We start from the raw sequence: 14,399 nt of genomic DNA, 5'->3' as shown, positions 1-14,399 counted from the left end.
ACACCCGCGTTAAAACTGCCCACCCACAATCACCCGGCGTAACACCACCCGCTCCAAATCGCCGTCGAGCAAACCCGGTTCTCTACCGGAGGCAATTTCACGAGTTTCGCGCATAATAGCTATAATCGAACAGTTAGCAGTAAAGGTGCCGCGGCCCTCACTGCCGCGTGTCGGCTTAAGGGAGGTTTTCATGGCGCTAGTTGTGCAAAAGTACGGCGGCTCTTCCGTATCGGACGCAGCGGCCATGAAGCGCGTTGCCAAGCGTATTGTTGCCACCAAACGAGCTGGTCACAACGTTGTGGTGGTGGTTTCCGCGATGGGAGACACCACTGATGACCTGCTGGATTTGGCCGCTTCTGTCACGCAAAAAGCTCCCCAGCGGGAAATGGATATGCTGCTGTCTGCCGGGGAACGGATTTCGATGTCCTTGTTGGCGATGGCCGTGAATGAACTCGGCGAAACCGCCATTTCCTATACAGGCCAGCAAGCCGGGGTACAGACCGATAACCACTATGGCAAGGCACATATCGTTTCGATGGTGCCTGAACGGGTTGCCCGCTCTATTCATGATGGCAACATTGCGATTGTGGCAGGCTTCCAGGGCGTGAACGAACGTAAAGACGTGACCACACTGGGACGTGGCGGTTCAGACACCACCGCGGTGGCGTTAGCGGCTTCCCTTCACGCCGATGTGTGTGAAATCTATACCGATGTGGATGGCATGTTCACGGCAGATCCGCGTCTGGTCCCTAAGGCAAAACAAATTTCAGCCACGACTTTCGAAGAAACCTTGGAAATGGCTGCCCACGGCGCAAAAATCCTGCACCTTCGTGCGGTTGAGTTTGCGCGGCGCTACCACGTACCTCTCCACGTGCGTTCTTCTTTTTCGGACAAATCAGGCACCTGGATTTCCGACGGTCCGGCTCATCCCGAGCTAAAGGGCTTGGTGCCCGACAGTGCTTTAACATTTGACCCTGAAGCCCAGCTCATGAAGGAGACCCCAGTGGAAGAACCGATTATTTCCGGCCTCGCCCACGATCGCAGCGAGGACAAAATTACCTTGGTGGGAGTGCCCGACGAACCGGGTCGAGCCGCCCACATTTTTGAGATTATTGCGAGGGCCGGCGCCAACATCGACATGATTGTGCAAAACGTGTCGACGGTACAACCAGGTGCTACCGACTTGACAATCACTCTGCCCCACGCCGATGCTGCGGATACAGTAAAGGCGTTAGAAGGCGCGAAAGCGGAAGGAGGTTTTCTAAAGGTCGTCCACACCGGCAACGTGGGTAAGTTGTCGCTCGTGGGCGCCGGAATGCGAACCAATCCGGGTGTTTCTGCAAAACTTTTTGGGACTCTTTCCAAAGCGGGAATCAACATTGACATGATTTCCACTTCGGAAATCCGCTTGAGTGTCCTGGTCAGCGAGGATCAGCTGGACGAAGCTGTACGTGCGGTTCACAGCGCGTTCGGTCTCGATGCTGAACAGGTTGAAGCCGTGGTTTATGGAGGTACGGGACGATGAGCCAGGACAATCTTTGTGTAGCCGTGGTGGGTGCGACCGGTCAGGTCGGCCGGGTCATGCGGACTCTACTCACGGAACGGAACTTTCCCGCCTCCCGTTTTCGTTTCTTTTCTTCATCCCGTTCTGCGGGTACCGTGGTTGACTTTCGGGGTCAGCAGGTCGTGGTGGAGGATACCGCGACAGCAGACTTTTCCGGGGTAGATATCGCTATCTTTAGTGCAGGTGCTGCTGCCTCTCGCGAATTCGCCCCGAAATTTGTGGAGGCTGGGGCTGTCGTGGTTGACAATTCGAGCGCCTGGCGCAAAGACCCGGACTGCCCCCTAGTTGTCAGCGAGGTCAACCCCCAAGACTTGAAAATCCGCCCGAAAGGCATTATCGCCAACCCGAATTGCACCACTATGGCGGCCATGCCCCCTTTGAAAGTGCTGCACAACCTTGCTGGGTTGACCCGGTTGACGATTTCGAGCTACCAGGCAGTATCCGGCTCGGGACTGAAAGGCGTGCGTGAACTGGAAAGTATGGTCGAAGCCGTGGGGGATGTCTCCAACCTGGACAAACTCGTCCTCGACGGCAAAGCCATCGCCTGGCCTGCTCCGGAAACCTACGTGGCTCCTATCGGTTTCAACGTGGTGCCTTTTGCTGGCAAATACGTAGATGACGGCAGCCTGGAAACCGATGAGGAACAAAAGCTGCGCAATGAGTCGCGCCGGATCCTGGGGATACCTGACCTGCGCGTGTCGGGAACCTGCGTGCGCGTCCCGGTGCTGACCTCCCACACCCTCACTATTCACGCCGAATTCTCCCGCCCCATTACTGTTGAACAGGCCAAACAGGCATTAGACGGCGCTCCTGGCGTGGTTCTGCAAGACGTACCGACACCGCTGGACGCTGCTGGCATCGACCCCTCCCTGGTCGGCCGCATCCGTCAAGACCAGGCAGTTGACGATAATCGTGGCCTAATCATGGTCGTGTGCGGTGACAACCTGCGCAAGGGTGCGGCACTCAATGCGGTGCAACTAGCGGAACTGGTAGCAGCGGAACTTTAAAATGTTAAATAAATGTAACTAATTTACCGTGTTGTCATGTTTCTCTGTGCTAAACTCATTCCAGAAAGGAGCACCGACTCATGGCAGTGAATATTGTCACTCAAGATAACATGGCTCAGGCTATGAGTGAGAACGATATTGTGGTGCTCGAATTCTGGGCTCCATGGTGCAGCCCGTGCCGCCTTTTTACCCCGGTTTTTGAACAGGCTTCCCTGCGTAACCAGGACGTTTACTTTGGCACCGTCAACACCGAGGAACAAAAACCGTTGGTGAACGCGGCGGGTATTGTTTCCATCCCGACACTCATGATTTTCCGGCAGTCAATCCTGGTGTTCCGTGAGGCCGGCCTGCTGCAAGGCACTCAGCTGGACGAACTGCTCCATCAGGTTCGGAACTTAGATATGGCCCAGGTCGCAGCTGGGCACGGGGCAGTACAATAGCCCCTATAAAAACTCGCACTTTCCCCCGGTTTCGCCGGGGGTGACGTATATCTACCGCCAGACGAAACGTCGGGACACAATTAGCCAGACGCAGCTTACTTATCCCACTGCGGAGGGACGTATTGGCCTTTTCCGAAGCGTGCCGCCATATCGCTACCCACCACGATGCCATCGCCCGCGGTGGTGTTCCAGCACACCACGCGGTTTCCGGACTTACTGGCCTGACAGGCGAAAATACCGTTAGAAACCGTTTCGTTAGCACCCAAAGTTCCTTCCGTGGCCGTGTCGATGGGTTCGATACACGCATACTCGTGGCGGCGGCTGTGCGAGGCGTAAAGTACATCACTGTATCCCGTATTCGGGGCTTGTGCGGAACAGTAGTAAGGATCCGTAGAGTTAGCGAAACACTGTACTTGTGACCCGCTGAAGATGCAGCGAACATTGCCGTCAGCAGTAGTAAAACTGTTGAGCTTCTTGGCATTAGCCGGGGCAGCCAGCGGATTCGTGGGCGTAGGTGTCGGCGAGGCGCTAGCACTGGCGCTCTCATCAGGAACAACCCGCTTTATCGTTTCGCCAGGGTTGGCTCCGGGCACTTCAATAGTCTTGGTGGGGCCGGTGTACCCTTCCGGCAAGCCGTTTTGTACTAACTCTTGGGGAGTGGCACTCACACTCGGGGTGGGTTCCGCTGCGTTAGCATTCACCGGAACCGGTTTATCAGCTTGGTTGGCCAGTCCCCAGACAACCAGCACAATCACGACCAGCCAAATCAATAACCCAAAAATCATCCACAGCCCAAACCGGTTGTACCGACTCTTTGTTGTTGCTCTGGAGCGGGAAAACCGGGAGCCGAGCCTTCCGGTCGTCGCAAATTCGGGACCTGCAGGAGTGGCGAAATCGGGAGTAAAGTCCGGTCCTGAGGCCTGGTTTTCCCGGTTCACCGCCGCCATTTTGGCCGCGGCTACGGCAGCGGACGAGTAATCATCCTCATAGAGCTCTAACTCGATAGGCTCAGATTCCGGTTCCTCAAAAACGGGTGATTCTGGCAGAGGGGAGGGCTGAGGTTCCTCGGGTACAGGCAAGTCGTCCGGTTGGGAAGTTTCGGGCTGGGGGTCAAGTGGGGGTTCGCTCGGCTGAGACACCTGAGGTTCTGAGACGGGTGAGTCTGGGGACAGATAAGCCATCGCGTAGTGTTCCAGTTCACCTCGTTGCGCCAGTTCAGCACGTTTCGCGAGAGCGTCATTGACCTGCGTATCCTGCAGTTCTGCTAGCCAATCCAAAAGGTCGGGATAGGTCGAGGGGTTCAAAGCTAGTAAGGGGCGCAACTCCGGAGCGTCTTGTGCAATGGTCTGCAAACGATTCAGCGGGGTATCCGGGTTGATAGCTTCAAGTTGTTCCTGGGTTAAATCTTCCATGAGCGCACCGGTTTCAACATCAAAATAGGACATTACCTCCCATTATATCCATATTCCTAGCATTTTCCAAGGTAACCTTCAGGTTTGTCCATGCAAAGGTCTGAATCCTGAACACGCGGGTGATAAAACCACCCCAGGAATCCTGGCGATGCCTTGCTGTGCGGGTGTGTGCCGGGTGTACCAGCCTGATAACCGGGATAAATATTGACGTTAGCTTCCGGTTGTGGGGCTGGGATATTATTCCAGACGCTTCCAGGGTTAGACTAGGGGCAGTGAGTTTTGGCGGTGAGAGGTGAGTGATGGTGGGAAATACGCAAAAACCCGTTGCGCAGCAGGGCCGTACCCCCAACCGGGCACGCCCTAATCCTCAGAAGCAGACCGTGGAACAAATCGCCAAAGCGCGCCGCCGCTGGACCATCGCTATCATCGTGGCTGCTGTCATGTTGGCGGCTCTCGTTATCGGCCTGGTCGTGATGTGGGTGCTGGGCAGCGATTCCCAGGGGGCGCGTTCGGCTTGCGCGAAAGCCAGCCAGGATTTAACCAAACAGTACACTTCGCTACAGCAGGTAGTGTCCGACGCGGAAACTACTTTGGCCACGACTGATTCCACTCAAGTTGCAGACCCCGCCATGCTCGATGACATTCAGGCCAAAGCGCAGCAGGCCAGCAAAGAAGTGAAACCCCTGGAATGTACCGGTAAGGATGTCGCCAAAAAAACCTCCACCATGATGGCTCAGGCTGAAGCGTTGAAAAAGCAGCAAACCGAGTTGGAGGTGGCGCTGCAACACATTCAGGAAGCTGAAAATCTCAACGGTCTGTCGGTAGCCAAGAAAGCCTTGGAAGATAAGATTGCCCAAGCGGAAAAGCTTGCACAAACCGCTGCGGCCGCAGAAGCCAATACCGAGCCCAGAGCGGCTCTAGCTGCCCAAATTGAGGACGCGAAACGCCTTTTGAACCAGGTCAACTCCCTGTCAACCGTGTCAGACGATAAAGTCGATGGTCTCAACGAATCGATGCGTGCCTCTGTGGACCGTCTGGAGGAGGACATCACCGCGGTCACGAAAGCTATCGATGACAAACGCTTAGAAAAGGCTCGGAAAGAATCCGAGGAGCAACTTCTCCGTCAGCAACAGCAAATGGAGCAGGAACAGCGGGAGCAACAAGGCAGTGCGACCTGCGAGGTCGGCCAGATGACCGTTGATGCCAACGGCAATAAGTTCTATTGCCGCAACGTCTTGGACCCCGCGACCGGAAAAGGCCAAACGACCTGGGTTGGTGAACCCACGGAATAACCGCAACTCGGCAATCGATATACCCTGGTATCGCCCCAGAGAATCAATCCCTATCCCACACTAGACAGAGGGCGCTTCAGGGGAGTGCGAGGAAGTCTCTGTAGGCGAGCTCGGAGAGTCAGTCGAAGTATCCGGTGGCGTAGGTTCCTTCGGAGCAATCGCCACCACTGCGGTCATGGACGTATCCAGCCCGACCAACTGCCCCGCCTTGTCCAAAGACAACACGGTACCCGGTTCGACCGAGGAATCTTCCTTTTCGGTAATCGTCAAGCGCACCCGGTTCGCATCCACGAACTGTTGTAGAGCCTCCTTGGTGCCTCCCACCAAGTCTTGGGGAATCCGGAAGTTACCGGAGGCCACCTCCAGGTCGACCGAGTCGCCTTTCTTAACCGCTTCGCCCTCGGCGGGGTTGGATTTAATGACTTTGTCTTTGTCTATCGTGCCTGAATCAGCGGTCGTAATGCTGCCAACCTCTAAGCCTTCCGCCTCTAAAGCCTTCCGAGCCTGTTCCTGGGTCAGCCCGGCCAGCGAGGGCACACTGGCATCGCCCGGACCGGTAGAAAGCGAGACGAACACCTTGGAACCTTTGGCGACCTTCGTCCCCACCGCCGGATCGGATTTAACAAAAATACCTTCCGGAATATCCTCGGAACTGACCCCGCGACCCAGGCGGAACACGAGTCCTGCATCGGTAATCGCGGTGGAGGCTTCCTCCTGGTTCATGCCGTCCAGAGAAGGAATCTCGACCATCTCATCGGTAGGCTTGTCTCCGCTGAAAACCAGCCAAAATCCGAGGCCCAAAGCCGCCAATACCGCCAACAGTATAACGACAATAATCAGCGGCTTCTTGTTGGGTTTACCGCGATGATCCTGGGTCGAATCCGTGGTGTCCAAAGTCTGGGTGAGCTGGTTGTGCCCTACGGAATCCACTGCATTAAACCGGGGGGCTGCGCTGTTAGCGGCGTACCCCTGGTTCACCGGCGGGAGTACCGTGGTTGCGGCGCCGGTGGCATCACCGGCTAGAGGGGCCGTCCAGGTTGAGGTGGCGGGAGCCGCCACGCTTCCTCCACGCAGGGAAGCCTGCAGGTCGGCACGCATATGAGCGGCATCGGGATAGCGTTCTTCACGGTCTTTCGCCAAGGCTTTCATCACCACGCGGTCCAAAGATTCCGGAATGTCCGGCGCAATCGAGGAAGGCAGAGGCGGCAGCTGCGAAACATGCTGGAACGCGACCGCCACAGCCGAATCACCCTTAAACGGGGGCTGGCCGGTCAGCAGCTCAAACAGCAAACACCCTGCGGAATACAGGTCAGAACGGGCATCAACCTGTTCGCCGCGAGCCTGTTCGGGAGAAAGATACTGGGCGGTACCCACCACCGCATCGGTTTGTGTCATGGTGGCTTGGGAATCGGACAGGGCGCGGGCAATCCCAAAGTCCATCACCTTGATTTTCCCGGTCGTGGTAATCATCACATTGCCTGGCTTAATGTCGCGGTGCACCAAGTTTTGATGATGGGCATACTCCAACGCGTCCAGGACACCGGAAACGATTTCGACCGCTTCTTCCAGCGGAACCGGATTGCCGTCCGTCAACAACTCCCGCACCGTGTGGCCTTCCACGTACTCCATGACGATGTAAGGCACCTTGATTTCCGCACCATCCGAGGCGGTGATGGTTTCTTCACCCGTGTCGTAAACAGCCACGATAGAGGGATGGTTCAAGTTGGCGGCTGATTGGGCTTCGCGGCGAAAACGTGCCTGAAAAACAGGGTCGCGGGCCAAGTCCTGGCGCAAAATTTTAATCGCTACAATCCGGTTCAGGCGCGTGTCAGTACCGATATGGACTTCAGCCATACCGCCACGTCCGATGAGCTGGCTAATTTCGTAGCGCCCGCCGATAATCCGGTCAGACTGACTCAAGGTTTTCCTCCTCTACTGGCGAGCTGGCTGGGGCTGCAACCGTCGTTACGGTCAAGCCCGATTCAAGGTTACCGGTTGAGGCCCCGGTGCGCAGGGTGGTTGCCAGCCCAAAAATCAACGCTATCAACACCACGGCGGTGATGACTAATGCAATAACAAGTTTTCGTTTCGAACCCGTTTCCGGCTGGGGCAGCGGTTTGGCTTCCAGGTAGCGCATCATTTCCTCATGACGCTGCGGTGGAATCGCCTGGGAACCCACCGGTATAGCGGCTGGTTGGGCCGGTTTTACTCGATGAAAATCGGGTCGCAAGGGTGGGGCGGACGTCTCCGGGTTCGCGGAGGTGGGCGGTGTCGAGCCGGCCTGATGCAGCCCGGCCGCGGAGGCAGTCCCGTCAGGTTTGGCCGGGGCCGCGTGAGGGGACAGCGGTACCGGGCTTACCGGCGCAGCAGATGATTGTGCGGGGGTGTCCGGGGACGGGGAAGCCGCAGGTTTGGCCGGGGGCGCGGATGCCGCAGTTTCGGTCGGAAAGGCCGATACGGCAGGCGTGTTTACGGCGGGGGACTGCGGTGAAGTATCTTCCGGCTTTTTGTCGACCTGAGCCACGGGCATCTGGGCGGTCGGGGGAGCGTCGGCCAGATTGCGTGAAAAACTCATGCGCGGAGTAAACGACAGCGGCACCGTGCCGTGCCACAGCGCCTGAACTGCTTCAGCGAGCTGTTTCGCCGATTGTGGGCGCAGCCGCGGGTCTTTTTCCAACATCTGGTATATCAACGCTGCCACTTGGGAATTTACGGTTTCAGGAAGGGGCGGAACCGGGTCTTTCACGTGCGACATCGCGATGTCGACCTGGGTAGGCCCCGTAAACGGACGTTTTCCAGCCAAGGCTTCATAGGCGATGACCCCCAGCGCATAAATATCGCCCAAGGCGGTCGCGGTTTCACCCATCGCCTGTTCGGGCGGCAGGTACTGGGCGGTACCCATCACCATCCCGGCCGCGGTCAGGGCTTCGGCGCGCGGAGCCAACGAAATCCCGAAGTCCGTCAGCTTCGCCACGCCCTTGTCGGAAACCAGAATATTTGAAGGCTTCACATCACGGTGAATGACGTGTCCTTCGTGGGAAGCCTGCAGGCCGTGAGCGATTTGGATGAGGATGGGAGCGAGCTGTTCCCAAGTCAAAATCTGGCCTCCCGCCAGAATGTCCGACAGGGGACGTCCCTCCACCAGCTCCATCACGATCCAGCCTTGACCATCTGTTTCGCCCCAGTCAAAAACGGCGGCGAGGTTGGGATGATGCAGGCGGGCAGCGTTGGTGGCTTCTGCACGCAAACGGGCCAGGAAAGTCGCCTGACCGATGAGTTCTTCTTTCAGCACTTTCACCGCGACGACATTTTGGCTGCGTTTGTCCCAACCGCGCCAAATCACGCCCATTCCTCCGGTCGCCAGGATGGACACCAGGCGATAGCGGTCGTTCAGTACCGTATTTGCCCCAATCATTGGCTCACTCCTGCCTGCAAAATGCTGCGTGCCAATGGGGCAGCCACGGTTCCGCCGGTGCCGCGTATACCCTGCGGATCCTCCACCACGATTGCCACGGCAATACGTGGGTTTTCCGCCGGGGCAAACCCTACAAACCAATGGTCAAGGCCGTGCCCCACCCCCGTTTCGGCAGTTCCGGTTTTCCCTGCCACGTTCAAGCCGGGAATGCCGGCAGCCTTGCCGGTTCCGGACTGGACAACTTCCACCATCATCTGGCGGATACTGGCGGCAATTTCCGGCGACACTGCCTGGCTCAACTCCTGGGGAGCATACTGTTTGAGGACCTGGAAATCGGAGGACAGTTCCTGATTAATCAGGTAGGGAGTCATGGTTTTTCCGTCATTAGCGATAGCGCTGGCCACCATCGCCATCTGCAGGGGCGTCACCCGCACGGACTGCTGCCCAATCGCGGCGTTCGCCAGGAAAGACGGCGCTTCCGGGGGAGGGAATTCGGAAGCCACCCCGGTCAGCGGCACGTTCGGGACGGTGCCGAAACCAAAGGCTTTGGCCTGGGCCTGCAGAGGCTCGCCGCCCAACTGCATTCCCAATGCCGCAAACGGGGTGTTACAGGACAGGGCGAAGGCTTGATGCAACGGCACCTGGCCGTTTCCGCAAGATTCCCCGGCAAAGTTGCTGAGTTTCACATCGGTGCCCGGCAAATCCAGCGTATCGGGCGCATCCACAATCGTATCCGCGGCAACTGTCCCGTGAGACAGCAGAGCCGCGGTGGTCACAATCTTAAACGTCGAACCGGGGGGATACAGTTCACTGATTGCCCTGTTCAGAAGGGGTTTTTGCGGGTCGGCGACCAAAGCGTTGTAGGTATTTTGCAGGGCGTTGCCGTCCGGGCCGCTCAAGGCGTTGGGGTCAAAAGCGGGAGAGGACGCCATTCCCAGGATTTCTCCCGTTTTCGGGTTCAGCGCCACGGCCGCGCCGGTTTTCCCAGACAACGCCGCGGTCATCGCATCCTGGACTGCCGGGTTGATGGTTAGTGACACGTTTCCAGCCTGCGGCTGGGCGCCGGTAAACAGGTCTTGGAGGCGCTGCATCCATTGGGAATCCGCCTTGCCAGACAAAATCGGTTCAGCGGCCTTTTCCAAATCTGTCATCTGGCCGCGAATCGCCGCCGGGAAGTATCCCGTAATATGGGCGTATTTCGCGCCCTGGGGATAATTCCGGGCGTAGGTGACTTCCGGCCCGTTTCCCACGGGCAGCGACTGAGCCAGTACCAGGGCACCGTCCCCGGTCACGATTTTGCCACGCTCTTGGTTCCAGTAGGCATCGGTGACGCGCCGGTTCAGGGGGTGTGCGTTCAGTGTCGGGGCGAAAAAGAACTGCTGATACGTTAACGCCCCCATTAATGCCACAATCATGACAATCAGGGCAACCGCTAAACGGCGAATCTGAGCGTTCATTGAGGCATCACCACTCTTTCGGTGGCGGCGTAATCGAGAGCTCCTCCGGCTGCCCCCGCAGAATCTCCCGAGTCGCCGGCACCGCCGGACGTCAACCTAAAACCACCGGTTTCATTAGAAGTCACTGGTCGACGTGCCGAATCGGAAATCCGCAGCAGAATCGCTACCGCTAACCAGTTGGCGACAGAAGAAACACCTCCCGCGGCCAGGAACGGGGCGGTCAAACCGGTGGAGGGAATTAGGCGGGTCACGCCTCCTGCCACGATAAACAGCTGCGCCCCGATGCCGAAAGCCAAAGCGGTGGCCAGTAGTTTCCCGAAACCGTCACGCACCCCCATCGCGGCTCGCAATCCGCGCAGTACCAGGATCAAGTACAGCAGCATCACGGCCAACATGCCGGTCAAACCGATTTCCTCAGCGACGGAGGACACAATGAAATCCGAGTTTGCCAGAGGGGTTTGACCCGGCCTGCCTAACCCCCATCCGGTTCCGGTCAAACCGCCGTAGGCCATCCCGAACAGGGCATTGACCAGTTGCCAAGAACCGCCGACCCGGTCCGGGTTCGCGACCTCCAGATCCAAAGCGTGCAGCCAGTTCGTCACCCGGTCTTGCACATGGGAAAAGGACAGATAGGCCACGACAGCCATCGGTATCATCAACACCCCGCCGAAAATAATCCAGGAGGGGCGGTCGGTAGCGACATAGAGTACGGCGACAAAGATAGCGAACAGCAGTAGCGCCACCCCCAGGTCCTTTTGCAGTACCAACAGACCCATCACCGCTGCCCACACGACCAGAATCGGCAACAGGTCGCGCCATCGGGGCAGTTGAATGAAACCGAGCTTTTTCCCGGCAATGGCCAGGGAATCCCGGCGGTATTCCAGATAGCCGGCAAAGAAAATCGCCAGCAAAATCTTGGCAAATTCATTGGGTTGAATCGTGAATCCCAAAATCCGCAAAGAAATATCGGCACCGTTGACGGTTTGTCCCAGTCCTGGAATCTTGGTGGAAAGCATCAGTAAAATGGCCACGACCAGGGAGGGCCAGGCAAACTTTCGCAGGCTGCGATGATCCCGAAACAGCAGTAGGGTCAGGATTACCACCGCGATAGAACCGACCATGAAAATGACTTGGCGTTCGTTGTTGACCTGGGTCAACATAGCGTTACGCACCGCAGTAGAACCGGTGGTATCGGCGCGTTGCTGATAGTACAGGTCCAGGCGGGAAATCATCGCCAAACCAATCCCGTTTAACGCCAAAGCCACCGGCATAATGACCGGATCGGCATAGGGAGCCAAAAACCGCATCGCCACGTGTAGCGCGATTCCCCCCACGGCGATTGCGGCGCAATACCAGTACCAAACCTGGGGAGCCTCCGGGTGGGAAACCATGATGGAAAGGTAGGCTCCGACCCCGACCAAGATTGCCAGAATGAGCAAGAACAGTTCGGAGCGACGCCCAGATCTGGCAGGATACTGCACGATGGTAGCCATTACTGGTTACCTCCCGCGGTATTTGAGGATTCTTCGGTTGACGCAGTTGTCTCAGGTGTGGTTGGGCTCGGGGTCACAAGGGCTGGTGCGGGTTTGTTCGCTTCCTTCACCATTCCGGTGTCCCGCCACGATGCAATCAACTCCTGAGCTTCCTCACGATTACGTAGGGAAATGCTCTTTTCCAGGCGCTGCTGGATGACGGGCGCCAAATCGGAATTGCGCACCCCCATACCTTCGACAGGGTGATACAAATCCCACGAGCCAATGGACTGATCAATCCCCCTAAACAGGGTCACTTCGCCCTGATTCACGCCCAAGAAGTACTGCTTTTGGGTCCAGCCATAGGAAAACCACGCTCCGAGACCCAAGGCCGCCAGAACCAGCAGCGTCAAAAAGATGCCGATGAACCAACCCCGCCGAGACAACTTGCGGGGATCTTTCGGGGTGCGCATGGCAAATTCGTCCTGCTCCAAAGGTTTCCCGCGGCGCAGCATTGCGGCTTTCTCAGCGGGTGTCGCTTCGCTGATACTGGCTCCAGCAGGCCGAATGGAAGCGGCTCCCACAATCTGGGGAGCGGTAGCGGTCAGTTCCTCATCGGAATCCACCACGTCAGCAATCACGCAGGTCACGTTGTCAGGGGCACCGCTCTTCAGCGCTAAACCGACCAATTCTTCACAGCAGCTTTCCGGCGTCTCGCCCTCGGCCAGAACGGTGGCGATAGTCTCAGCGGAAACCACTCCGCTCAACCCATCCGAACACAACAACCAGCGATCCCCCACCACAGCCGCACGCACGGACTCGTCCAAAGTTACATCCCCTTCAGAATCCCCCAACACCCGCAGCAACACGGAACGTTTCGGGTGGTGCGCCGCCTCCTCCGGGGTCAACTCCCCAGATTCCACCAGGTACTGCACAAAAGAATGGTCTTTCGTCACCTGGGTCAACTCACCGTCCCGCAACAGGTAGGCTCGTGAGTCACCCACGTGAACCATCGCCATCTTGTTCCCTGAACGTAAAATCGCCACACAAGTGGTACCCAGGCCCTGCAGCTCCTCGTGACTGCCCGACAGTTCCACCAGATCTCGGTGAGCCTCCCCAATGGCGTCACGCAGCAAGTTCAACAAGTCGTCAGCAGCGTGGGAATCTGCGTCCAGCGGCGCCAAATGCGCCACCGCCACCGAGGAAGCAATGTCGCCCCCGGCGGGACCGCCCATTCCGTCAGCCAGCACCAACAGATGCGGCCCCGCATAGCCGGAATCCTGGTTGTTTTTGCGAACCAAGCCGACATGGGAACGAGCCGCATAACGCAGTTGGATAGACATCAGCGCAGCTCCACTATGGTTTGTCCGAAGCGAACCGGGGTGTGTGCGCTGAGCGGAGTCGGGGAAGTAATCCGGACTCCTCCCACAACAGTCCCGTTCGTTGAACCCAAATCCTCCACGAACCACTGGCCGTCTCGCGGAAAAATCCGAGCGTGTTGAGCCGAAGCGTAGTCGTCATCCAGCACCAAAGTTGAGGTCGGAGCGCGGCCCACTATGACCGGCCTATCGGTGAGCTGCAGAGAAGACCCCGTCAAAGGTCCCTCGGTAACCAAAAGCGTGGACACCGCAGCGTCACGTTTCCTCTGTTTACGGCCTTTTGAGGGCTTCGAGGATTTGGCCTGGTCACGCCGGGTGACAACCGTACCGTAGATGTCGCGGCTCAAAACCAGGATGGACCCTCCCACCAGGAGCCACAGCAACACCAGGTATCCCAGGCGCAGTAAGGAAAAACTCAGTTCGTTCAACAGTTCGCCCCTCGCCTCACGATTCTCGGGGTGGAGCGGCTTGACGCCAGAAAATCATCTTGATACGGCCTGCCGTCACCACGTTGCGATCTAAGAGAGTAGCTTCGTTGACGCGGTTTCCCTCTACAAAAGTTCCGTTCGTAGAACCCAAATCGCGCAGCACGTAGTTGGTGCCGACCTGGACAATTTCAAAATGCTGATGGGACACTCCGGAATCGCTCAAAGCGATGTCCACGTTGCGTCCCCGTCCCACCACGGTACGCTCTCCCACCAGCAGGTAAGTCTGTCCCCCGACCACTTCCAACAGAGGTTTTTGTTCATGCTTTGCTAATAGTTCGGATTCCTGCGGGTTAGTTGTGCCGACGGAGTTTGCCGGGACATCCGGAGCCGCGGATTCCACAGGTTTCCATTCCAGATTCTCACTAGCGGGAGTCTGTGCAGGCGCCGGGTGCGGTTTTGGTTGGGAGGGCGATAGCACGGACTCGGCGGGGATACCGGGTTCACTCCCGGATACCGGACGAGCCCCGGAAACG

General features: G+C 57.7%; 13 protein-coding genes. 4 read left to right on the top strand and 9 right to left on the bottom strand.

Annotated features, from left to right (window positions below; all coding sequences use genetic code 11):
- Positions 1 to 9: 9 nt before the first annotated feature.
- Positions 10 to 192, bottom strand: a complete 183-nt coding sequence (locus AC5LBQ_RS00600; RefSeq protein ID WP_493264313.1) for a hypothetical protein — start codon at positions 190 to 192, stop codon at positions 10 to 12.
- On the opposite strand from AC5LBQ_RS00600, the gene AC5LBQ_RS00595 reads away from it, so the two are divergent.
- The 3 genes from AC5LBQ_RS00595 (at position 191) to AC5LBQ_RS00585 (ending at position 3,011) form a co-directional block, all read left to right on the top strand.
- On the top strand, positions 191 to 1,525 hold the full coding sequence (locus tag AC5LBQ_RS00595) for an aspartate kinase (protein WP_295028435.1): 1,335 nt from the start codon (positions 191 to 193) through the stop codon (positions 1,523 to 1,525). The genes AC5LBQ_RS00600 and AC5LBQ_RS00595 overlap by 2 nt on opposite strands.
- The gene (locus AC5LBQ_RS00590) at positions 1,522 to 2,571 is read left to right on the top strand and encodes an aspartate-semialdehyde dehydrogenase (protein WP_493264312.1); all 1,050 of its coding nucleotides are present in this window, start codon (positions 1,522 to 1,524) and stop codon (positions 2,569 to 2,571) included. Before AC5LBQ_RS00595 ends, AC5LBQ_RS00590 begins: the two co-directional genes overlap by 4 nt.
- A gap of 80 nt (positions 2,572 to 2,651) precedes the next feature.
- On the top strand, positions 2,652 to 3,011 hold the full coding sequence (locus AC5LBQ_RS00585; protein WP_295028431.1) for a thioredoxin domain-containing protein: 360 nt from the start codon (positions 2,652 to 2,654) through the stop codon (positions 3,009 to 3,011).
- A 95-nt stretch (positions 3,012 to 3,106) separates the two neighbouring features.
- On the opposite strand, the gene AC5LBQ_RS00580 is transcribed toward AC5LBQ_RS00585, so the two are convergent.
- Positions 3,107 to 4,456, bottom strand: a complete 1,350-nt coding sequence (locus AC5LBQ_RS00580) for a variant leucine-rich repeat-containing protein (protein WP_493264311.1) — start codon at positions 4,454 to 4,456, stop codon at positions 3,107 to 3,109.
- Between the two features lie 266 nt (positions 4,457 to 4,722).
- On the opposite strand from AC5LBQ_RS00580, the gene AC5LBQ_RS00575 reads away from it, so the two are divergent.
- Positions 4,723 to 5,715, top strand: coding sequence for a hypothetical protein (locus AC5LBQ_RS00575; protein ID WP_493264310.1), 993 nt, complete (start codon positions 4,723 to 4,725; stop codon positions 5,713 to 5,715).
- 60 nt (positions 5,716 to 5,775) lie between these two features.
- Here the strand turns inward: AC5LBQ_RS00575 and pknB are convergent, their stop codons facing one another.
- The 7 genes from pknB to AC5LBQ_RS00540 all read right to left on the bottom strand — a co-directional run.
- Positions 5,776 to 7,635: a Stk1 family PASTA domain-containing Ser/Thr kinase gene (pknB, locus tag AC5LBQ_RS00570; RefSeq protein ID WP_493264309.1), complete on the bottom strand. Its 1,860-nt coding sequence runs from the start codon at positions 7,633 to 7,635 to the stop codon at positions 5,776 to 5,778.
- Positions 7,622 to 9,130: a serine/threonine-protein kinase gene (locus AC5LBQ_RS00565; protein WP_493264308.1), complete on the bottom strand. Its 1,509-nt coding sequence runs from the start codon at positions 9,128 to 9,130 to the stop codon at positions 7,622 to 7,624. The genes pknB and AC5LBQ_RS00565 overlap by 14 nt, the downstream gene beginning before the upstream one ends.
- Positions 9,127 to 10,587 carry a peptidoglycan D,D-transpeptidase FtsI family protein gene (locus AC5LBQ_RS00560; RefSeq protein ID WP_169756777.1) on the bottom strand — a complete coding sequence of 487 codons (1,461 nt, stop codon included), beginning with the start codon at positions 10,585 to 10,587 and terminating at the stop codon, positions 9,127 to 9,129. Before AC5LBQ_RS00560 ends, AC5LBQ_RS00565 begins: the two co-directional genes overlap by 4 nt.
- Complete coding sequence (locus AC5LBQ_RS00555; protein ID WP_493264307.1) at positions 10,584 to 12,080, bottom strand: FtsW/RodA/SpoVE family cell cycle protein; 1,497 nt, start codon at positions 12,078 to 12,080, stop codon at positions 10,584 to 10,586. Before AC5LBQ_RS00555 ends, AC5LBQ_RS00560 begins: the two co-directional genes overlap by 4 nt.
- Entirely contained in the window at positions 12,080 to 13,402 is a 1,323-nt protein-coding gene (locus AC5LBQ_RS00550; RefSeq protein ID WP_491680621.1) for a PP2C family protein-serine/threonine phosphatase, read from the bottom strand. The genes AC5LBQ_RS00555 and AC5LBQ_RS00550 overlap by 1 nt, the downstream gene beginning before the upstream one ends.
- Positions 13,402 to 13,866, bottom strand: a complete 465-nt coding sequence (locus AC5LBQ_RS00545) for an FHA domain-containing protein FhaB/FipA (protein ID WP_169756780.1) — start codon at positions 13,864 to 13,866, stop codon at positions 13,402 to 13,404. The genes AC5LBQ_RS00550 and AC5LBQ_RS00545 overlap by 1 nt, the downstream gene beginning before the upstream one ends.
- A gap of 16 nt (positions 13,867 to 13,882) precedes the next feature.
- Positions 13,883 to 14,399 (bottom strand): FHA domain-containing protein (locus AC5LBQ_RS00540; RefSeq protein WP_493264306.1); only part of this gene is annotated, 517 nt, incomplete at its 5' end.

It is taken from the genome of Mobiluncus sp. (assembly GCF_985070215.1).
The sequence above is the reverse complement of the archived record's forward strand: the minus strand, read 5'-3'. Positions and strand labels throughout refer to the sequence as shown.